The sequence below is a fragment of the Paenibacillus sp. Aloe-11 genome (assembly GCF_000245715.1).
Taxonomy (GTDB): domain Bacteria; phylum Bacillota; class Bacilli; order Paenibacillales; family Paenibacillaceae; genus Paenibacillus; species Paenibacillus kribbensis.
Window position 1 is genome coordinate 185,480 of record NZ_JH601057.1, and the last position, 20,714, is coordinate 206,193.

Here is a 20,714-nt window from a genome sequence, read left to right on the forward strand (position 1 = left end):
TCCTTTCTATGCAAAATGGAACCCGCCGATCAATGTCGCGCAAAGGTTCCCTTTTAAAAGTGATTTCCTATAATTATGACGGTTACTACGTCACACGTCAACTATTACAGGTTGGGTATTGTCGTGTTATTCCGTCACAAATAGACCAGTAAATCAGGAATGTTGACGAAATAAAACGAATTGTATTGAAAAAATTACGAAAAGTAATTAATGTATATAAGAATAATTGAACGAACTAAGGAGTGAACTGCGTTGCAACGCGAAATTCAAGTTAATGAAAAGCTTCCGGCAGGACCCGGGTTCCTGCTCAGCCTACAGCATTTGTTTGCCATGTTTGGCAGCACCGTGCTGGTGCCAAATATTTTCGGTGTCGATCCCGGCATGATTTTGCTGATGAACGGTATTGGCACACTGCTGTACATATGGATCTGCCGTGGCAAAATTCCCGCCTATCTCGGCTCCAGCTTCGCTTTTATCGCTCCCGTTAGTCTTGTGCTTAAAAGCAATCCAGGCGTTAACGGTTACGCTATGGCCCTCGGTGCTTTCATCGCGACGGGTGTTATTTTTTGCCTGGTCGCACTGGTGATCAAATATGCTGGAACCCGTTGGCTGGACGTGGTATTCCCACCCGCAGTCATGGGCTCCATTGTAGCTCTGATCGGACTGGAGCTGGTTCCGGTTGCAGCAGGCATGGCAGGTATTATCAATTCGGACCCTACTAAAGCCTGGTCTCCAGATCCCAAAACCATTACCCTTTCCCTTGTTACACTCGGAGTCACTATTCTGGGTGCGGTGCTGTTCCGTGGATTTGCCAAAATAATCCATATCTTGATCGGTATTGTGGTCGGCTATGTGCTTGCTTATTTTATGGGTATGGTCAATACACAGGCCATTGCGGATGCTCCCTTATTTGGACATCCTGTCATTACCACTCCAGTATTTAATACCTCGGCTATGCTGACAATTCTTCCTGTCGCACTGGTCGTCATCGTGGAGCATATTGGTCATTTGCTCGTAACCAGCAACATTGTCGGACGCGAGCTGTCCAAAGATCCCGGCCTGCATCGTTCACTGTTGGGTAACGGTATTTCCACTGTGATTTCCGGCTTTGTCGGCTCTACGCCCAATACAACCTATGGTGAAAACATCGGTGTCATGGCACTAACGAAGGTGTACTCTGTTTGGGTCATTGGCGGAGCCGCAGTGATTGCCATCCTGCTCTCCTTCTCAGGCACCTTCTCAGCAATTGTTTCGAACATCCCGGCTCCAGTCATGGGTGGCGTATCCTTGCTGTTGTTCGGTGTCATCGCTGCCTCTGGTCTGAGAATCTTTGTCGAGCAAAAGGTGGATTTCGCCAAACCGACCAATATGCTGCTCGCTACCATCGTACTTGTTGTCGGAATCAGCCGTACGACACTCACATGGGGCGCGGTTACCCTGAAAGGTATGGCGCTGGCAACAATCATCGGCATCGTCCTCAGCCTGTTCTTCAAGCTGATTGACGTGCTCGGCTGGTCGAATGATAAAACACAGGAGCCTTTAACGGAAAAAACACCGGATTAGTACCTGTTCCTTTACATGAAAACGCCGACTCTATGAGATACGGGTCCATCACGCACTTGTCTAACATCCAAGAGTGTTGGTTAGTACCTGCGTGGACGGCGTTTTTTTAATTCATCTCTTATAATTTAAGATTAAAATCACACACGAAAACGAGATAACACCTGGTTGAATGTGTCAGAAACACCTGTAAGCGACTTGGCCGAGCTATCCAGACCCTCCAAAGCATTCAACTGACGTTGGGATCGGTCAGCGGCTTGCCCAGCACGTTCAGAAGAAGCTTTAGCAATATCGGCAAGATAACTAATGGATGCCGCAACTACCTCAGAACTTGCTGTCATTTCCTCTGAAGCTGAAGAAACCTCCTGTACCTCTACTACTATCTGCTGGATATCCTGATTCATGGCAGCAAAGTGCTGCTCCACCTAATGTATTACACAAAACAAAATAGTCCGATGGAGCAACTCTTTAGATAAAGAGATGTTCCATCGGACTATTTAGGTGATCCATACATAAATATTTCCCGGGAAAACCCCGGATTTCCAAAGTCCTAATATTTAATCAGGGTGAACACATCTACGTCAGGCAGTTTTGCCCGACCGTTGAGTTCAGACAGCTCTATAAGAAAAGCAGCTCCCACCACATTTCCACCAAGCTGACGCACCAAGTTCACAGATGTAGCAATGGTTCCACCTGTAGCAAGCAGGTCATCCGCAATCAATACATTTTGCCCTGGCTCAATAGCATCCTTATGCATAGCAAGCATATCCTTGCCATATTCCAAACCATATGCTTCTTCAATGGTTTCCCCAGGCAGCTTTCCACTTTTACGAATAGGAATAAAACCAACGCCAAGAGCATAGGCCAGGGGCGCACCCACGACAAATCCGCGTGCCTCGGGACCCGCAATCAAATCAATTTTCAAATCCGATACCAGTTCCTTCATATCGTTGATTGCCTTGCGGTACAGCTCACCGTTTTTCATCAAGGTCGTAATGTCTTTAAAACTAATTCCTGGTTGTGGAAAATCGGGAATCACTCGAATATATTCTTTGTAGTCCAACTTAGTTCCTCCTACTGTAAACTTCTAAATTAGTATATCCATCCTACAAAATAAGCTTGAGGCAGCGCCCTAAGAAGCACCCTTCATCAGCGACATGATCCAATTCGTCATCTGGGTTGTATCCGAATCCAGTAAATAACGCTCCATTTCAGCCATATCATATAATTCCTGATAGCGCGGAGAAGTCGTTAAATCACGCTTGGGCGGATTGGGTACAAAACAAAATTGCCCTTCTGCACGCGTCATAAACTCAAGCTCCTCGAAGATGTCCAGCACTTTGGATAACATACGTACTGAACAGGAACATTGCCGACTAAGAGCAGGCAGCATTGCTTTTTCGTCAACAGGCTGTGTTCCCATGCGGGAAAGCACAACATAAATACGCTTGAACAGCTCCCTGTCAGGGATTACGAGCCGACCGGCACGTTCATTGACCGAATGCAAGAGAAATACATTTTCTACATTTTCAAAGGTAGACCATACTGCCTGTAGCTGCTCCGGCGTTTCCGGTGGCTCCAGCACGAACAGTGACTTCACAGATTGCTGCGCATCCCTTTGACCATTGCTGGGAGTAACAGTACCATCCTTATCGTATAACCATATGAATTCAGTGTTCACAGAACCCGTTGGACGAAGTGTGGATGACGGATGTATCAACACCGCAACGTCATTTTTTCTCTCCTCTACACGCGGATGAAAAATGTTCAAGCCTCGTTCCAACTCGGCAATAGGATTCGAGACTCCGCGATAATCAAAAATTTGCGGGGCCTGCACACGAATATCCTGCATCATCAGTTGGAGAGACCGTTTGCCATTCCACTCATTAATGGACAGCTCACCCAGCAGGTCCAGCTCGGTTTGCTGCTGTAAAAAATCAGCCAAATCGCCACGCTGAAAGGCAATCGCATCCAGCGATTGTCCGTTCTGCTCCAGCAGAAGCTTCACATGATTTTTCTCACGTCCCATTTTACGAGCCTCGCGTAATTGGAGACCCTGTAATACGAATCGTGGAGAAGGGTTCCCCATACCAAAGGGTTGCAACAATTCCAGTTCTTCAACCGCCTGTAAAGATACCTCGTCCAGACGACAGACCATATCTGCTTCAGCTACCGGAATAAGGTCTTCCGGTATCAAAATTGAACCGGCATAGCGGTTAAGCCGCTCCTCGAACAATTCCAGATTGTCACGGCTCAGCGTCATACCCGCAGCCGAAGGATGACCGCCAAAATGCTCCATCAGCTCATGGCTGTCGGTAAGAGCACTGTAGATATCCAATGCAGGGATAGAACGAGCAGAACCTTTACACATCCCTGTCTCGGCATCTATCCCAAGAATAATGGTTGGACGATAATGGCGATCCAATAGCTTGGACGCCACAATGCCGACGACCCCCACGTTCCAGCCTTCACCGGCCAAAACAATAACTGAGGGGAGCTTGCCTCCATTCAGCTTGGCTGCCAGCTGCTGCTCAGCTTGCTCCACAATTCGTTCGACCACCTGTTGACGCTCACGGTTAAGCAGATCGAGCGCATGCGCTAGTTGATCCGCTTCTTCATCTTGTTCTGTCGTCAGCAGGGAAACCGCTCGTCCCGCATGATCCAGACGTCCACTGGCATTAATACGCGGTGCCAAGGCAAATGCGATGTTGACAGAAGTCACTGTAGGCATATCCACACCTGCTACACCAAGCAACGCCCGAATCCCAGGAAACGCAGAGCTTTTCATCGATTGAATCCCTCTACGTACCACCGCCCGGTTCTCGCCATGTAACGGCATCAAATCCGCTACCGTACCAATAGCGGCGATTTCAAACCATTCCTCAGGCACCTCATCCAGCAGTGCCTGTGCCAGCTTAAGAGCAACACCAACACCTGCAAGGCCTTTAAATGGGTATGGACAACCGGGCAGCTTCGGATTAATCAAGGTATACGCCTTGGGAAGCACAGCAGGCGGCTCATGATGATCGGTCACAATAACATCGATACCCAAGGATGTTGCATAATCAATTTGCTCAACTGCACTAATTCCAGTATCTACCGTAATAACCAGCGTAACTCCCTGCTGATGAGCCCAATCCAGAGCATGATTGTGCAGGCCGTATCCCTCATTGGAACGGTGGGGAATATAAATATCATAAGAGGCCTTTAGGAAACGCATAAGCTGAATCATCAATGATGTACTGGATACTCCGTCTGCATCATAATCGCCATAGATTAATATATGCTCGCCGTGCTCCAGAGCCTTGCGAATTCTAGGCACGGCCTCTTTCATGCCAAGAAGCAGATAAGGGTCGTGTATATCATCCACACTTCCGTACAAAAAGCGGTTTGCTTCCCCGGCTGTAGTGACGCCCCGGTTTACTAAAAGCCGGGACAACAATGGTGAAATCCCCAGCTCTTCTGTTAACGGCTGAGCCGCCGCCAGATTAATTCCCGGGGTCTTCCATCTGTACTGCGAATGAAGCAATCCTGTTCACCTTTCTTTCATCATCGCCTTGCATTATTGCAGCAAGGACGACACATCATTATCCGGCAGTTCATGATTGGATTTGTAAGGATATCCGGCTTGATAGGGAATGAACTGCATTTGTACATGGGTCACCTGTGGAAAACGGGTCAGCAGTAAATTTTTAGCCCGATCGGCAATTTGCTGTGCTTCCTGCACCGTAATCCGAGGATTTACACTAATCGTTACATCCACTGTTATGAAATGGCCCGCTTCCTGGGCATGGAAATGTTCAATCGTTACAATACCATACACCCGTTGAATCGTCTCCATAAAACCTCGGGAGTCTTCCTCCCGCAAGGGCCTCGCCGGTGCCTGATAAGCGGTATTCATCACCATCAGATAACCCTTACGCAATACCATACAAGCTACCAGCAAAGCTGCGGTTGGATCAAGATATAACAATGCCGGCCACTCCATCGCTTTACCAGTCATTGCACCGATCATGCCGATCAATGCAATCAGTGATGCATACAGCGAGTATCGTTCATGATTAGCGTACAGATCTGCTTCCGCTTTATGACCATGCTTAATCGAGTAGCGATACTGAAACTGAAATAACGCCTCTCTCAGCACCAAAGCAACAAAAGCAGTAATTAATGCATACAGATCGGGAGCCTGTGGTTCCGGGCTGCTCAATGAGCGGACAGCCGAGATCGCTAGCTGGAGACCGCTCATCAGTACTAAAATAGACAGCACCACAGAAATGACAGCCCGAACCTTTTCACCATTTCGCAGCCGTGCCAGCACCCCGTGTCCTGTACCACCTTTGGAAAACAGGTCCTGCAAACGGAAAGCACTATCCGCAGCCGTGTGCAGTGCATCCCCCAACAATGCTTTGCTGTTTGCCGCATAACCGACAGTCCCCTTGAGAACAGCTAGTGCGAGATTACCAACAATCCCGCTCCACGCTGCAGTTTCTAATGATCGGCTGCGTTCGCTATTCACAACGTTTCCCCCTCAATCCTGAACTGACCATTTCCCAGTAAGCTCCATTCCAAATCAATCGAATCCCTCAAAACAAACGATACATGGGCCGCTCCCGGGCACCCACGCAAGGTAATCTCCAAACCTTAGAAAACCGCGCCCAAGCAGACGCGGCTTTCTCTTAAAATTATACTACTGATATTTGCGTAACTTAAGACTTTGCAGTTTTGACCGTGCCACCGCCAGCAGTCGGCGTTTTTTGTTTCCCTTTCAAAGCTACCCACAGCGGGCTGGCAATGAAAATGGAAGAATAAGCACCAAACAGCAAGCCGATAACCATCGCAAGCGAGAACATCCGAATCGACTCGCCCCCAAAAATGAACAAGCACACGGAGGCAATAAACACAGTAAACACGGTTGCGAGTGAACGCGTCATTGTCTGGGCAATACTATGATCGACTACCTGCTCCAAGTCGGCTCTGGACTTCTTCTTCGCAAATCGCAGATTTTCCCGGATACGGTCAAAAATAACGACAGTATCATTGATGGAGAAACCGACAATCGTCAGAATTGCAGTAATAAAGGTCAAATCCACCTCAAGGCGGAAAATGGAGAAAATACTGATGACAAGAAACGCATCATGCAGCAACGAAACAATAGCTGCAACGGCAAAACGCCATTCAAACCGGATCGAGATATAGACAGCGATGGCCACTGAGGCCAGCAAGATTGCCCAGATTGCATTTCGCTCCAGTTCTTGGGCCATTTCCGTATCTACCGTATTGACCTCAAATGAAGCCTTTGGATCAAGCTCTTTATTGAAAGAGGTTTTAAAATCATTCACTTGCTGGTCCGTCAATACCTGTGAAAAACGAATGCCGAAGCGCTCTTTACCCGGTGTAAAATCTACCTCTTTGCCGATTCCCTTCTTGTCCAGCAAAGTTTGAATCTGCTCCTGTGTAACTACCTTGGTCAAATTGACATCCACGTTGGAGCCGGAACGGAAATCAACCCCGTAATTCAAACCGAATATCGACAAACTCAAAATACCGAGCAATGTGATAATAATCGAAAAGGTATAAAACCACTTGCTCATCTTGACATATTTATAGTCCCAATTAAAGCGCACTGATATCACTCTCCTTCACACCAAAATAACTTGGCTTCTTCACAGCATCCGCTTTAACCAGCAGATTGAGCAAGAAGCGGGAGAAGAAGATATTTGTCAAGATACTGGTGACAATATCAACGATGAGTACGAGAGCGAATCCACGAACGGAACCTGTTCCCAGGCCAAACATGACTGCTGCTGCTATAATTGTCGTAATATTGGCATCCATAACAGTACGGAACGAGGCCTTACTGCCTGCGATGACAGAAGAACGAATCGTTTTGCCTGACTTGATTTCTTCTTTAATCCGTTCATACGTGATGATATTGGCATCGACCGCCATCCCGATCCCGAGCACGAAGGCTGCGATACCCGGAAGCGTAAGCACGAAGCCACCCAAATAGAAGATCGCAAGCACCAACCAGGTATGAACGATGAGACAGAAACTAGCTATTATTCCTGGTACACGGAACATCGCAATCATAAATACCAGAATAATGATCGAGCCGATCAAGCCAGCACGGATCGTTTGATCCAGTGACAGCTGACCCAGTGTAGCACCTACGCTCTGAGAATATTTTTCCGTCAGTTTAAGTGGAAGAGCTCCCAGGTTTATCGTATCTGCGAGCTTGTTCGCTTCTTCACGAGTGTAATTACCTGTAATTGAGGCACTGCCATCCGTCAATTCTCCACGTACTGTTGGTGCAGATAGTAAATCATCATCCAAGAAAATAGCTAACTCTTTGTTAAGAAGTCGCTTTGTGATCTCTGCAAATTTGGCTTTATCCTTCACTTTGATGCTAATTTCAGGCTGGTTCAGCTGGTTATAGCCAACAACAGCACCATTCTCCACAAAATCATTACCGCGGAGCTCAATTTTGCTGTATTGACCCGGCTTTTTAGCATCCGCTGCCGTTGCACTGCGGAATGTCAGCTCGGCAGGCTTTTTCAGCATGGAGCGAACTTCTGCTTCATTAGAGACACCAGCAAGCCGCACGCGAATACGGTTGCTGCCCTCTGTTGTTACTTCCGGCTCAGTCGTACCAAGCGCGTTAATCCGTCTCTCCAGACTTTGAGCTGTTTGTATAAGAGACTGGCTGGTGACACGCTGCCCTGCTTCCAAAGGCTGGGCTTCATATAAAATTTCAAAGCCTCCCTTTAAATCGAGGCCTAGTTTTAAACTGTTCAGTAGGCCCGGGCTTGTCCCGACCATAACACCAGTTGTTATGAGCACGACCACGATGAAACTTAGAATTCTTTTCATTCCGTCCCATGTTCCCCTTTCATTCTCAATATTCCTATTATAGCTACCCCTCAAAAAGCAGTCAATTTGAACGCAAAAAAAGACTCCCTTCTATTCGAAAGTGGAGCCCCGTAATGCGGACATCGTCAAATAGTTCATAAAGCTCGTCGCTTTAAGGGAAAGTATATCGTTAACGAGCTTGTGCAGCGGAGGAATCCCCTCCTTTTCATATTTATGGCTAACACAATTCCATACGTCCTTACTTGTGACATGCTCATAGCCTACGAGAACCAACTCGTCTGCCTTGCTTTGACACAGCATCTCTATGGCGTCATCCCAATCCTGCTCATCCAGCTCTTCCATACCCACGATGGTCGTTCCTCCTCCCAGCGACTCCGTTTCCGCAAATCAGCAATTAGCGGGATCATTGACTGCTTTATATAACAATTCTATCCTGATCTTGGAAAATCCTTCTTTTTGTCGAAAATAGCCGTAAATCAACAATATATGCATTCATTTCGCTCGTCAATAGCAGAATTCACCACCTTCCCTCTGCTTGCCTGGATTGTTCTGCTTTTAATCCGAAAAGCTTGTCATGAACATGGACAGGTCTGGCATATCTTCTAAAGTAACGCATAGATGGAGAATTACATTTGGGGGAAGAGGGAGTTGCGATTGAAAAAGCAGACATTCATCCATGGAGCAATTATTTTATTGGCAGCGGGAATCATCAATCGGCTACTGGGCTTCATTCCGCGAATCGCGCTCCCGCGTATTATCGGACCCGAAGGAGTCGGCTTATACCAACAGGGGTATCCCTTTTTTATCGTGCTGGTGACTCTTATTACCGGGGGAATCCCGCTTGCAGTAGCCAAACTTGTGGCCGAAGCTGAAACTGCGGGACAACCCGAAATGTCAAGGCGTATTTTACACACCAGCCTGCGCTTTACCATTACGCTCAGCCTGCTCGCTATGGTACTATGTCTTGTGTTCGCCCCTTGGATCACAAACCACATCCTGACCGACAACCGTGTGTATTATACATTTATTAGCATGAGTCCCATGATTGTTATCGTTGCTGTATCCTCTGCCTACAGGGGCTATTTTCAGGGAAAACAAAATATGATTCCGTCCGCCAGCTCCTCGATTGCCGAAACTGTTATGCGCATTTTTTGCGTCATTTGGTTTGCATACCTGCTCCTTCCTTACGGTGTTGCCTACGCTGCTGCAGGAGCCATGCTCGGTGCATTAGCGGGCGAGCTGGTTGGTATGGTTGTGCTGCTATGGCAATACGTCATGAACCAGCGAAGCGATGGTTCTCCCCCTCAAACGAAGACATCTTTGTCCTCTGAGGCTCGTCCTGAGGAATCATCCGTTTTGTCACGTCTTATGTCTATATCCGTTCCCGTTACGGCTGGGAGGCTCGTCGGCTCCTTGTCCTATTTGCTTGAATCCATTTTATGCATGCGCAGCCTCGCCGCAGCAGGCATTGCAACTGGTATTGCAACCGCACAGTATGGGGCCATGCAGGGCATGGTCATTCCTGTATTATTACTGCCAGGTGTCCTCACCAGTTCACTGGCTGTTTCACTCGTCCCTTCCTTATCTGAAGCAGCTGCCAAGGGACACATTACCGCCATCCACAAACGTTTGCATCAGTCGCTTCGGCTTGCTTTGGTTGCAGGAGCCCCATTCGCCGTTATCATGTACGTGCTGGCAGAGCCTCTGTGTCTGTTACTTTACAATAATGGCGATATAGCAGGCATGCTTAAACTCATGGCGCCCTTTGCTCTGTTTATGTACATCCAGGCCCCGCTTCAGGCGGCACTTCAAGCCCTGGATCGTCCCGGGAGTGCTTTATTTAACACCTTTGTCGGAGCCGTTATCAAAATTGTGCTTATCGTATGGCTTGCTTCTCAGCCTCAGTACGGTATCTACGGAGCGGTTATCGCCATTTGCATTAACAATGCCATTGTCACCCTTCTGCATGGCTTCAGTGTCAGCAGACTACTTCGCTTTCGCGTGCGTTTGCTTGATTTCTGGAAAACCGGGGCAGGGATGATCATTATGGCAGCTGCGGTATTATATGTCTACAGACATCTGGCAGTGTTCAACCAAATGTGGCTTCAATTTATTTTTGCAGCAGGAGTGGGGATTATCCTGTACCTTTTCCTGATGACCTCAATCAAAATGATTGACTGGGACAACCTTACCCGCATTCCCATTCTAAGAAGATGGTTTAAAACCAAAGAAATCTAATCCGAAGATTCCCCAAAGGTCGGTGGCGTAACATATACATGACCTCTATGATTCACTGTGCATAAGAAAACATCTTTAAAATCTTTGTGACCCTTCGCTTGAATCTGATTTTTAAGCCAAAATCGGTTCATATCCATCCGCTCCAAATTTCGGTCCAGCACCTTGCCATCCATAATTAATGGAACCGGCAGGCCTTCATATCTAAACTTCCCGCCGATTTGAGGAGTAGGATGAACTTTTTCCACCTGTTGCTCAATGTTCGTCAAATTCCTTTGACTTAAATCCTGTCTCATTTTGTCTAACTCTGCATCTCCATCTTTCTCATCCTTAGCTACCACCGTGAGCTTGCCTGTGGTTTCCAAAATAACACATTCGACTTCATCCAGACTTTCAAAACTTTGTTCACGAAGCTGTAACAACAAATCATCTAAATTGTAGCGTTGCTTAGCCATTTCATCCTTGTTTAGTTGTCCATTGGAGTACAATACACTGGGCCGGCCATCGAATAGCAGGCGCAGACGTCGGCTTTTAAGGCTGAAATAGGAAATCCCAATTTGCAAAACCAAGAGTACTCCTAAAGGAATCAACCCTTCATAAAGTGGACGTTTTATATCCTCCAGGCTGAATACAGCAATTTCCGCAATCATAATGGATATGACGAGGTCGAATACAGACAATTTTCCGATCTCCCTTTTACCCATCAAGCGCATCACCAGATATACAATAAAATACATGAGCAGCGTCCGAAAAATATGAGCAAAAATATCGTGACTCAATATGTTCGCCTCCTCCCCTGTACTTTGCGACAAGACATTAATGGTTCATTGTACACGTATTCTGACCGTTCCCCACTTGACTCATACAAAAAACAAAAGGCTAAATTATTGAAATAAAGAGAAAGACTGCTTGCGACTTGGTACTAAGCCTGAAGGCTTGACCATAGAATGATAATAGTTCAAACCTTGGTACAGGAGGAATTATCAATGGAGCTCATTCGCCGCTGGTGTTCGTTTCGTCTGGCCCATCCCATTTTATCCGGCTTATTTTATGCTTTTGCATGGATGCTGTTAGGCGCATTGATTCTTTCACTACTGTTGTGGCTGACACAAATGCAGGAACAGGACTTATCCTTGTATACGTACATCGTTCACGCATTCGCTATGCTATCAGGCGGCTTCGTCGCCGGTAAAAGATCCACGAACAAAGGCTGGTATCAAGGCGGTATTACAGGCATCCTGTATGGCCTTATCGTTCTTCTAGTCGGTTTTCTGGCACTGGATGCGGGCATGAACGCTAAGGACCTATTGCACTTAGGAATTGCCTTTGTCATAGGCGCTGGAGGCGGGATGTTCGGGATTAATCTTAGTAAATAATCAAATTTAAAAAAGTGTACCGGCCCATGTAACGAAGCAACACAAAAAAACCGAGCCTCCTCAAAGGCTCGGTTTTTACATGATGATCGGCAGATTCTACGACTTAGAAACAACAGCTTCCTCAGATGCAGTATCTTTTGCAATCGCATTACTGATTGCACTGCGGTCAAAGGTCAGCTTCGTCACATCATTCACACGCAAAACAACCACATCGTCCGTAATCTCCACAATTGTACCGTGAAGACCTCCGATTGTTATCACCTTATCTCCCTTTTTCAAAGCTTGAAGCATCGATTGACGCTGCTTTTGTTTTTTCTGATTCGGACGAATCAGCAAGAAATAAAAGATTACAAACATCAGAGCCAGTGGCCAGATCATTTGAAAAAGTCCCCCAGCTCCACCGGGTGCAGCCGCAGCTGTAGCAAATTGAAACACGTTAAATCCCCCTTTCAAATCTCCCCTAAAACTTAAAAGCCTTTATCATTATCATGAAGACCGTACTGCTCAAAAAATTCATCGCGGAAATCAAGCAGTCTGTCATCCATAATCGCTTGTCTGACATTGCGCATCAATTGTATTAAGAAATGCAAGTTATGATACGTTGTCAGTCGGAGCCCGAAGGTTTCATCTGCTTTAATCAAATGTCGCAAGTACGCGCGTGAATAGTTGCGACAAGTGTAGCAATCACAAGCCGGATCAAGCGGGCCAAAATCGCTTGCAAAATTGGCATTACGAACGACAAGACGACCTTGACTTGTCATCGTTGTCCCGTTGCGAGCAATCCGGGTTGGAAGTACACAATCGAACATATCCACACCACGGATAGAGCCTTCAATCAAGGCATCCGGCGAACCTACGCCCATCAAATAACGTGGCTTGTTGGTAGGAAGCAGCGGAACGGTATAATCGAGCACTTCATACATCAAATGCTTTGGTTCCCCCACACTCAGTCCACCAATAGCATACCCCGGGAAATCCATGGAAGTCAAATCTGCCGCACTTTGCTTGCGCAGATCTTCATGCATACCTCCTTGTACAATGGCGAACAGCCCTTGATCATGAGGACGCGCATGTGCCTCCAAACAACGCTCAGCCCAACGGCTGGTGCGTTCCAATGATTTTTTCACGTATTCATACTCAGCCGGGAACGGTGGACATTCATCGAAGGCCATCATAATATCCGAGCCAAGCGAGTTTTGAATTTCCATTGCTACTTCCGGCGAAAGAAACTTCTTATCTCCATTTAAATGAGAGCGAAAATGAACACCCTCCTCTGAGATCTTACGCATTTCACTTAAGGAAAACACCTGGAATCCACCGCTGTCTGTTAAAATAGGACGATCCCAATTCATAAACTTGTGCAGTCCGCCCGCTTCACGAATAATATCATGACCGGGACGAAGAAACAGATGGTACGTGTTACTCAAAATAATTTGAGCATCCATCTCCTTCAATTCCTCAGGACTCATCGTCTTGACTGTAGCTTGCGTCCCCACAGGCATAAAGGTTGGTGTCTCAATAACCCCGTGAGGTGTATGCACACGCCCGAGGCGAGCTCCTGATTGCTTGCAAGTTTTAATATGTTCGTATCTTATTGCTGGTGCCATATTTTCTCTACCATCCTTAATTAATAAATGAACATTGCGTCCCCGAAGCTAAAAAACCGATATTCGCGGTCAATCGCCTCCTGGTAAGCATGCATAATATTCTCCCTGCCCGCCAGTGCGCTGACCAGCATAACCAGGGTGGATTTAGGCAAATGGAAATTCGTAATCATTGCATCCACCACACGGAATTCATAGCCTGGGTAAATAAAAATCTGTGTCCAGCCGCTGCTAGCCTGCAATACTCCATCTGCAAATGTATTGCCCACCGTCTCCAGCGTTCGGCAACTGGTTGTCCCCACTGCCACAACTCTTCCACCGCGCGCCTTGGTTGCGTTGAGTATATCCGCCGTTTCCTGTGACAATGAGTAATATTCTTCGTGCATGACATGCTCTTCAATCGTATCCACGGACATCGGTCTGAACGTCCCTAAGCCAACATGAAGTGTGACAAAAGCTATGGAAACACCCTTCTCCCTAATTTGGTCCAGCAATTGTTCTGTAAAATGCAGTCCTGCCGTAGGAGCCGCAGCAGAACCTTCGTGCCGAGCATAAACTGTCTGATAGCGCTCGCGATCATCCAGTTGCTCCTTGATATAGGGCGGAAGCGGCATTTGTCCAAGGCGGTCCAATATCTCTTGAAAAATACCTTCATAAGAAAAGGAAAGCACCCTTCCCCCCATATCTCCTTCTTCCTCAATAACTGCCTTCAACTCATCACCGAAAACGATAACAGCTCCCTTTTTCAGCTTCTTACCGGGTTTTACCAATGCTTCCCATCGGTCCCCCTCCAGTTGCTTAAGCAGCAACACCTCGGCCTTAGCTCCGGTATCTTCCTTGATGCCGAACAAACGTGCAGGAATCACTCGCGTATCGTTCAATACCAGCGTATCCCCCGGACTGAGATACTGGACAATATCCGAAAATGTATGATGCTCCACTTCGCCGTTATTCTTGTTCAACGTCAGCAATCTGGAAGCGCTCCGCTCCAGCAAAGGCGTCTGAGCAATTAATGCTTCAGGTAATTCAAAATCATAGTCGTTTACGTTCATATATTGGTCATTCCTTAACTATATCCACATTTTTGTAATAGTGTTGCAAAATTTTCTTGTAATCATACCCCTGCTCGGCCAAACCGTTGGCTCCCCATTGTGACAAGCCCAACCCATGACCATTTCCTTTGCCTGTAAAAATAAAGCTTTGTGTTTTGTCAATGACTCGTGCATGACGGTCTTCATTCATGACGATCACCCCGTTACCGCTTGAAGTGCTGCTCCCGGATGCTGACAGAATTTGAGTTCCTTGCGTGCCACTTATATGAGAAATAGCCCCATCTGCGCCTAATACAGTATAACTGCCGGTACTCGCAATATCAAACAGAGTGCTAGGCAATCCCCCCATCGCTGAACGATACATATCGGGGTATTTTACCGCCAAAGGTGACCCGTTGGCTTCAACCTCCAGCACACGCCCTGACGGACCGCGTTTGGTAACATCCAGATGATTAATTGAGGCTGGTACTGTACCCGTTACTTTCCCTTGTAGTGATTTAGCAATTTGCGCTGATGTAAAAGGTCCACGCACCCATGCATAGTCTCCGGATTGAGGCACCTTCTCCAAAACAATCATCTCTTCACCCGGTTGCGCCTTGGCTACTGGTGCAACGGCCGACTGAATTTGGGGGATAGGGCGCACATTGGTATTTTCAGCAGTAACGGTAATTTTGTCTAACCCTGCTTCTGTGACTCCCTCCAGCTCCTTGGCATTATCCTCACGTATATAACCTGTTTGGCCACTGGAGAGAAGGACATGATACCACTCCTGTGCTCCTTTTTGCGCTGTTGTATCTCCCGAACTGTCTACGCTGGCGAATGCTTCAACACCACTGTTCCATACCTCGGAAGCATCTGCTGTTACACCGCCCGCATTAGATGAAAATACAGCTTCGACCACTTTGCCGCCGCTTTTAATCACTTCACCAGCCGTAGCATCTACAGCCTCATTGACATTCGCATGTTCCGAGCCTTTACCATTGTAAGCCTGACTTAACGTGCCATCCACCACGTTCCCGATCTGAAACCGATTGCCTTGGGCAAGGGCATAGCTGCGAGCCGCTACTGCTTGAGCCTTGAGGGCTTCAGCAGGCCATGAGGAGTAGACCTCCGCTCCTACCACGGAATATAAATACTGCTCGAGCGGTACATCATTAACAAGCGCCAGTTGTCCTGAAGTCATGCTAATCTCCATGTCGCCGCGATATGTACGCTGTGATCTTTCAACCACTTGAATCCCATTATTACCGCCGTTGACAATGACCTTGCTGTTATTAGAGCCACTCAGCATATAATGTGACATCGCTTGCGAGCCTGTCGTTACTCCTGCTTCTTGTCTTATCATGAGTCCGGTTTGAGTAGCACTAACTTTAGATAACGTAAGTTTGGGCTGCTTGCTCTCCAGCTCTGTTTTTAAAGTCGACAGCTTGCTGTCGTTACTCTCTTCTCCAACCCACACAGCATACTGACCTCTTGATTGAATCACAGTAAAAGCATCAAAGCCTGCGGCAGCAATTGTCGCTCGAACGAGATTTGCCTCCTGCTCGGTTCCATAGCTTCCTGTAGACCAGTGCTTATTGCCCTTAACTTCAGCCTGCGTTCCGGTTGCCGAAGAAATCCGCTGTACAGCAGCCTGTGCGGACTGTTCACTTGCATAAATTCCCGCGTACACCTGATAGACAGAGCTACCGTTTTTAGAACCGATAAAAACCGTAGGTTTATCATTCGTCTTTTGCAGGATTTGAGCCGCTTTAATTGCTGCTGCTTCATTTCCTTCAAGTACCTTCACCCGATAGCTGTCTACACTAAAACGAGCGGTGCTGTCCGGTAGTCCCATCCAAGCCTGAAAACTGCCTCCACTGTTCTGTCCGACACTCAGACCTTCTGATGATTTCAAGGTTACCGCGGGAACTATTGCTTTATATTTACTGCCTAGATCCGCAAAGATCACTACACGAATATCTTCTTGGGCGGCAGCAGCGTGAACACTCGAAGACCAGGGAATGCAAACTGTAGCTAATACCATAATCGCTGCTGCTCGTTTGGCCCGACCCGTCCATGCACTGAAAATTGTTTTTTGGTTCAATGCTTTTCCATTCATTTCTGAATCCCCCCATTCTGGCTATCCTAGCATGCATAAAGCATGATTTGGCGGGATCTCGACCATCGCCTATCCCTTTAAATACATCGGCGGAATAAACCGAAATTTGAACACGCTCAATTCTTGCTCACATGGTCTTTTCCCCTAACGATCCTATTCCGCCAATATCGTACTTACCATAATTGCGTAGCTACGCTATAAATTAATCTCAATTACTTTTCTCTTTAAAACCGTACTTTGGGCTGTGCTCTTGTAATAAAAGCCAAAAGCCCACCATTTCTAGTCACCGTGGATCCGTTGGCATAGGGATTCCAAGGTGAGCATATGCCGCTGGAGTCACCGTACGTCCCCGAGGTGTTCTTTGTAAAAGTCCAATTTGCAGCAAATAAGGCTCATACACGTCCTCAATCGTCTGGCTCTCTTCACCGATGGTTGCAGCAATGGTATCCAATCCCACAGGCCCACCCCGAAATGAATGAATCATGGCCTTAAGCATCTTATGATCAATTTCATCCAGTCCGAGCGGATCAATTTGAAGTCTTTTCAGCGCCTCTGCGGCCAATTCTGAATGGATCATACCGTCTCCAGCAACTTGAGCAAAATCACGCACCCTTTTTAACAGTCGATTCGCAATCCGTGGTGTCCCCCTTGAACGCAATGCAATTTCTTCGGCTGCATCCCCAACGATCTCAACTTCCATAATATCCGCGTTTCTGGATACGATGTAGGCCAGCTCGTCCGTCGTATAGAACTCCAATCGACTGATAACACCAAACCGGTCGCGCAACGGCGCAGAAAGCAGCCCAGCGCGTGTAGTAGCCCCTATAAGGGTAAAGGGCGGCAAATCCAGGCGAACTGAACGCGCACTCGGGCCTTTACCAATCATAATGTCCAGCGCAAAATCCTCCATCGCCGGGTACATGACTTCTTCCACCGTACGATGGAGGCGATGAATTTCATCAATGAACAAAACATCGCCTTCTTGAAGATTGGTCAGCAGCGCTGCCAGGTCTCCAGGTCTTTCAATCGCAGGCCCTGAGGTGGTACGCAAATTAACCCCTAGCTCATTCGCAATAATGTTGGCGAGAGTCGTTTTACCCAATCCGGGTGGACCGTACAACAGTACATGATCCAGCGCTTCTTTACGCATTTTGGCCGCTTCAATGTAAACTTTCAAATTTTCCTTAACCTGATTTTGCCCGATATATTCATTAAGATAACGGGGGCGAAGGCTTAGCTCCGCCGTCTGGTCTTCCATCATCAAATTGGCGGAAATAATCCGATCATCCATTTTCCATCGCTCCTCTTTTCACCAGACTTCTGTCAACGGACACCAGCGTCCTATCCGGCAAACAACAGTTGCAAAGCCCGTTTCATCAAAATATCGGCAGATTCATCAGGTTTCGCATCCTTCTTCATTCTGCTCCATACCTTATCCAACTCTGCATCTGTGTAACCGAGCGCCTTGAGCGCCTCACGTGCCTCGCCCCAATACGAACCCTCTCCCTCTTCCACGACAGGCTCTGCAAACAGTCCGGTCACCATCCCCAGCGAACCAATACCGTCCAGCTTGTCTTTCAAATCCAGAATCATGCGCTGCGCCGTCTTTTTACCGATTCCCGGCAACTTGGTGAGAAATGTGATATTTTCCTGATAAATCGCCGTCACCACATGAGCAGGCGTACCGCCTCCCAAAATCCCAAGTGCCACACGTGGTCCAATGCCAGATACGTCGATCAGTTTTCGAAATAATTGCTGTTCCTCACGGGTTGCAAACCCAAACAGTAAAATAGCATCTTCCCTCACATGATGGTGAATGTAAATAACCACCGGTCCTTCCGTTTTGGCGAAGGCGTAAGGATTCGAACAGAACACCCGATATCCCACCCCCTGCACATCCAAAACGACATATTCATTTTCCAAGTGAGCCACAGAACCACGCAAGAAATCTATCATTTTCGCAATACCTCATTTAATTTTGAATTTAGTCCATAGGAATGCGCATGACAAATAGCCACCGCCAAAGCATCCGCTACATCATCCGGTTTAGGCACAGCCTGGAGCTTTAGAAACATTCTAACCATCTCCTGCACCTGCTTCTTCTCCGCCTTGCCATACCCTACAATAGCCTGCTTTATCTGCATCGGCGTGTATTCCCCTATAGGGAGATTACGTTGCCTTGCGGCCAGCACCAGCACACCGCGTGCCTGACTTACAGACATAGCAGTCGTAACGTTGCGATTAAAAAAAAGCTTCTCCAGCGCTACCGCATCAGGCTTATATTTATCAATCAATTGCAGCATGCCTTCATACACATGAAGCAGCCTATCTTCTTCCGGTGTATGGGCTTCTGTCTGAATGCAGCCGTACTGCACAGGAACCACCTTACTGCCAATCTTGTCCACAAATCCGAAGCCCACAATAGCAATACCCGGATCAATTCCTAGAAAACGCAAAAAAATCTCTCCCTTATCGCTAAACCATGGCGTTAACTAACCATCAGCCAACTCTATCCTTAATACATTTATGGCTAAATTCCATACAAAGCGAACATATGTGTCGTTCATTTCATTATAACAAAACTTTGCATCTAATAGAGGAAAAAAATTTAACTCTGAGTGAAAACATAAAAAGAGACGCCACAAGCATCACCTGATCGGTAAAAGCCTGACGTCTCTTGCTTCTAATCAATATTGCTGTTTTAATACCCTCTGTGTTCGTTCCACCGCAAAGTCGCTAAAAGTAGAGATTACACTGTTATACTCGTTTATATCCTGTACACGGATTCCCTGTTGCAGCTGTTCATACACCCCTTCCGGCAAAGCCGTTTCCATGGAGTCTACATCCAGTTGGAAAAAAGTCCGTATCACCTTCTCCTTTTTAGGTGGCCCTTCAAACAAAGTGAGTTGTCCGTCAGCGCTCAAGCCCATGTAGCCGTGCTCTTTACACGATTCTGACAGGTCTTCCACCCTTCGCTCGAACCATACCTCTCCCTTAGTATTAAGCCGTCCCTTCCAGTCGGGATGCTGTTTCAGTAAATTTTCCAGCTGCTGCGAGCTTAGCGTTCCCAAGGAAAGTGTTTCCGTACCACATACATAGGTAGTTAACAGGTGAGTTTTCCTGCTTATACCGGAAGCACGTATGCTTTGCAAAACCTGCATCTGTGAGGAGTGATCTTCAGCCGGTGTTGTGTGTGAGGATTCCTCCATATCAACCTCTGCCATAACGGCAGTAGCGAGTGGCTGTGACAGCATAGCCTGCATATGTCTTGAAAACAGAATACCCAACCCAGCCAGCAAACAAGCTACTCCAAAAATGGTGCAGGCCCATACCGTTCTTCTTCCCTGTTTCCAGCGCCGTTTCATTTGTTTTTTCCAGCTTAATCGCTTCACAGTAATCCCTTCCGTCCCACTTTTTGTGTTAGTGTGACCTTGAGATTACTGAATTATACAAAAAGATAATAAAGACAATAAAAAAAGCCGCTGCTTCCAGCGACTTTCCCTTTAAATCGGGATGACACGATTTGAACATGCGACCCCCTGGTCCCAAACCAGGTGCTCTACCAAGCTGAGCTACATCCCGAAATACATGCCGGTGAGAGGACTCGAACCTCCACGGTTTCCCTCACGATTTTGAGTCGCGCGCGTCTGCCAATTCCGCCACACCGGCTTATGAAAAATATGGCGCGCCCTGAGAGATTCGAACTCCCGGCCTTTTGATTCGTAGTCAAACGCTCTATCCAGCTGAGCTAAGGGCGCAAATATGGAGCGGACGACGGGAATCGAACCCGCGACCCTCGCCTTGGCAAGGCGATGCTCTACCGCTGAGCCACGTCCGCAATACAATTATATTATAACATATAATTTCAAAAATGGTGAGCCATGAAGGACTCGAACCTTCGACACCCTGATTAAAA

The 20,714-nt window shown here is 47.2% G+C and carries 19 protein-coding genes and 4 tRNA genes; 3 read left to right on the forward strand and 20 right to left on the reverse strand.

Translation table 11 applies throughout. The annotated features are described in order from the left end of the window. The first annotated feature begins 252 nt into the window (after positions 1-252). Positions 253-1,563, forward strand: coding sequence for a uracil permease (uraA, locus tag WG8_RS18045; protein ID WP_007431660.1), 1,311 nt, complete (start codon positions 253-255; stop codon positions 1,561-1,563). 137 nt (positions 1,564-1,700) lie between these two features. Here the strand turns inward: uraA and WG8_RS18050 are convergent, their stop codons facing one another. The 7 genes from WG8_RS18050 to WG8_RS18080 form a co-directional block, all read right to left on the reverse strand. Then, a complete protein-coding gene (locus WG8_RS18050; RefSeq protein ID WP_232289125.1) occupies positions 1,701-1,985 on the reverse strand; it encodes a hypothetical protein in 285 nt (94 codons plus the stop codon). 125 nt (positions 1,986-2,110) lie between these two features. Continuing rightward, positions 2,111-2,623 carry an adenine phosphoribosyltransferase gene (locus tag WG8_RS18055; RefSeq protein WP_007431662.1) on the reverse strand — a complete coding sequence of 171 codons (513 nt, stop codon included), beginning with the start codon at positions 2,621-2,623 and terminating at the stop codon, positions 2,111-2,113. 69 nt (positions 2,624-2,692) lie between these two features. Further along, positions 2,693-5,089 (reverse strand): single-stranded-DNA-specific exonuclease RecJ, encoded by a 2,397-nt coding sequence (gene recJ, locus WG8_RS18060; protein WP_007431663.1) that lies wholly within the window; start codon positions 5,087-5,089, stop codon positions 2,693-2,695. Between the two features lie 33 nt (positions 5,090-5,122). Next, positions 5,123-6,076, reverse strand: coding sequence for a cation diffusion facilitator family transporter (locus WG8_RS18065; RefSeq protein ID WP_007431664.1), 954 nt, complete (start codon positions 6,074-6,076; stop codon positions 5,123-5,125). Between the two features lie 190 nt (positions 6,077-6,266). Further along, complete coding sequence (secF, locus tag WG8_RS18070; protein ID WP_007431665.1) at positions 6,267-7,184, reverse strand: protein translocase subunit SecF; 918 nt, start codon at positions 7,182-7,184, stop codon at positions 6,267-6,269. After that, positions 7,174-8,430 carry a protein translocase subunit SecD gene (secD, locus tag WG8_RS18075; RefSeq protein ID WP_007431666.1) on the reverse strand — a complete coding sequence of 419 codons (1,257 nt, stop codon included), beginning with the start codon at positions 8,428-8,430 and terminating at the stop codon, positions 7,174-7,176. The genes secF and secD overlap by 11 nt, the downstream gene beginning before the upstream one ends. Positions 8,431-8,520: 90 nt before the next feature. Then, positions 8,521-8,778: a post-transcriptional regulator gene (locus WG8_RS18080; protein ID WP_007431667.1), complete on the reverse strand. Its 258-nt coding sequence runs from the start codon at positions 8,776-8,778 to the stop codon at positions 8,521-8,523. A gap of 306 nt (positions 8,779-9,084) precedes the next feature. Between WG8_RS18080 and spoVB the strand changes: the two genes are divergently transcribed. After that, positions 9,085-10,668: a stage V sporulation protein B gene (gene spoVB, locus WG8_RS18085; RefSeq protein ID WP_043891226.1), complete on the forward strand. Its 1,584-nt coding sequence runs from the start codon at positions 9,085-9,087 to the stop codon at positions 10,666-10,668. Here the strand turns inward: spoVB and WG8_RS18090 are convergent. After that, the gene (locus tag WG8_RS18090) at positions 10,665-11,444 is read right to left on the reverse strand and encodes a DUF421 domain-containing protein (protein WP_007431669.1); all 780 of its coding nucleotides are present in this window, start codon (positions 11,442-11,444) and stop codon (positions 10,665-10,667) included. The two genes, spoVB and WG8_RS18090, sit on opposite strands and share 4 nt — an antisense overlap. A 207-nt stretch (positions 11,445-11,651) precedes the next feature. On the opposite strand from WG8_RS18090, the gene WG8_RS18095 reads away from it, so the two are divergent. Further along, positions 11,652-12,041 carry a TIGR04086 family membrane protein gene (locus WG8_RS18095; protein WP_007431670.1) on the forward strand — a complete coding sequence of 130 codons (390 nt, stop codon included), beginning with the start codon at positions 11,652-11,654 and terminating at the stop codon, positions 12,039-12,041. 96 nt (positions 12,042-12,137) lie between these two features. Here WG8_RS18095 and yajC read toward each other — a convergent pair whose 3' ends face one another. The 12 genes from yajC to WG8_RS18155 form a co-directional block, all read right to left on the reverse strand. Then, the gene (yajC, locus tag WG8_RS18100; protein WP_007431671.1) at positions 12,138-12,476 is read right to left on the reverse strand and encodes a preprotein translocase subunit YajC; all 339 of its coding nucleotides are present in this window, start codon (positions 12,474-12,476) and stop codon (positions 12,138-12,140) included. Between the two features lie 32 nt (positions 12,477-12,508). Beyond that, positions 12,509-13,648: a tRNA guanosine(34) transglycosylase Tgt gene (gene tgt / locus WG8_RS18105; protein WP_007431672.1), complete on the reverse strand. Its 1,140-nt coding sequence runs from the start codon at positions 13,646-13,648 to the stop codon at positions 12,509-12,511. Between the two features lie 20 nt (positions 13,649-13,668). After that, on the reverse strand, positions 13,669-14,697 hold the full coding sequence (gene queA, locus WG8_RS18110) for a tRNA preQ1(34) S-adenosylmethionine ribosyltransferase-isomerase QueA (RefSeq protein ID WP_007431673.1): 1,029 nt from the start codon (positions 14,695-14,697) through the stop codon (positions 13,669-13,671). 7 nt (positions 14,698-14,704) lie between these two features. After that, positions 14,705-16,798 (reverse strand): SpoIID/LytB domain-containing protein, encoded by a 2,094-nt coding sequence (locus WG8_RS18115; RefSeq protein ID WP_007431674.1) that lies wholly within the window; start codon positions 16,796-16,798, stop codon positions 14,705-14,707. A 283-nt stretch (positions 16,799-17,081) separates the two neighbouring features. After that, entirely contained in the window at positions 17,082-18,089 is a 1,008-nt protein-coding gene (gene ruvB, locus WG8_RS18120) for a Holliday junction branch migration DNA helicase RuvB (protein WP_007431675.1), read from the reverse strand. Between the two features lie 50 nt (positions 18,090-18,139). After that, positions 18,140-18,754, reverse strand: a complete 615-nt coding sequence (gene ruvA / locus WG8_RS18125) for a Holliday junction branch migration protein RuvA (protein WP_007431676.1) — start codon at positions 18,752-18,754, stop codon at positions 18,140-18,142. Then, positions 18,751-19,254, reverse strand: a complete 504-nt coding sequence (ruvC, locus tag WG8_RS18130; protein WP_007431677.1) for a crossover junction endodeoxyribonuclease RuvC — start codon at positions 19,252-19,254, stop codon at positions 18,751-18,753. Before ruvC ends, ruvA begins: the two co-directional genes overlap by 4 nt. A 231-nt stretch (positions 19,255-19,485) precedes the next feature. Further along, positions 19,486-20,190, reverse strand: a complete 705-nt coding sequence (locus tag WG8_RS18135) for a BofC C-terminal domain-containing protein (protein WP_007431678.1) — start codon at positions 20,188-20,190, stop codon at positions 19,486-19,488. Positions 20,191-20,306: 116 nt separating this feature from the next. Next, positions 20,307-20,380, reverse strand: a tRNA-Pro gene (locus WG8_RS18140). Positions 20,381-20,387: 7 nt separating this feature from the next. Then, positions 20,388-20,467: transfer RNA gene (locus WG8_RS18145), tRNA-Leu, on the reverse strand. A 12-nt stretch (positions 20,468-20,479) separates the two neighbouring features. Further along, positions 20,480-20,556: transfer RNA gene (locus tag WG8_RS18150), tRNA-Arg, on the reverse strand. 5 nt (positions 20,557-20,561) lie between these two features. Next, positions 20,562-20,636: transfer RNA gene (locus WG8_RS18155), tRNA-Gly, on the reverse strand. Positions 20,637-20,714: the final 78 nt, after the last annotated feature.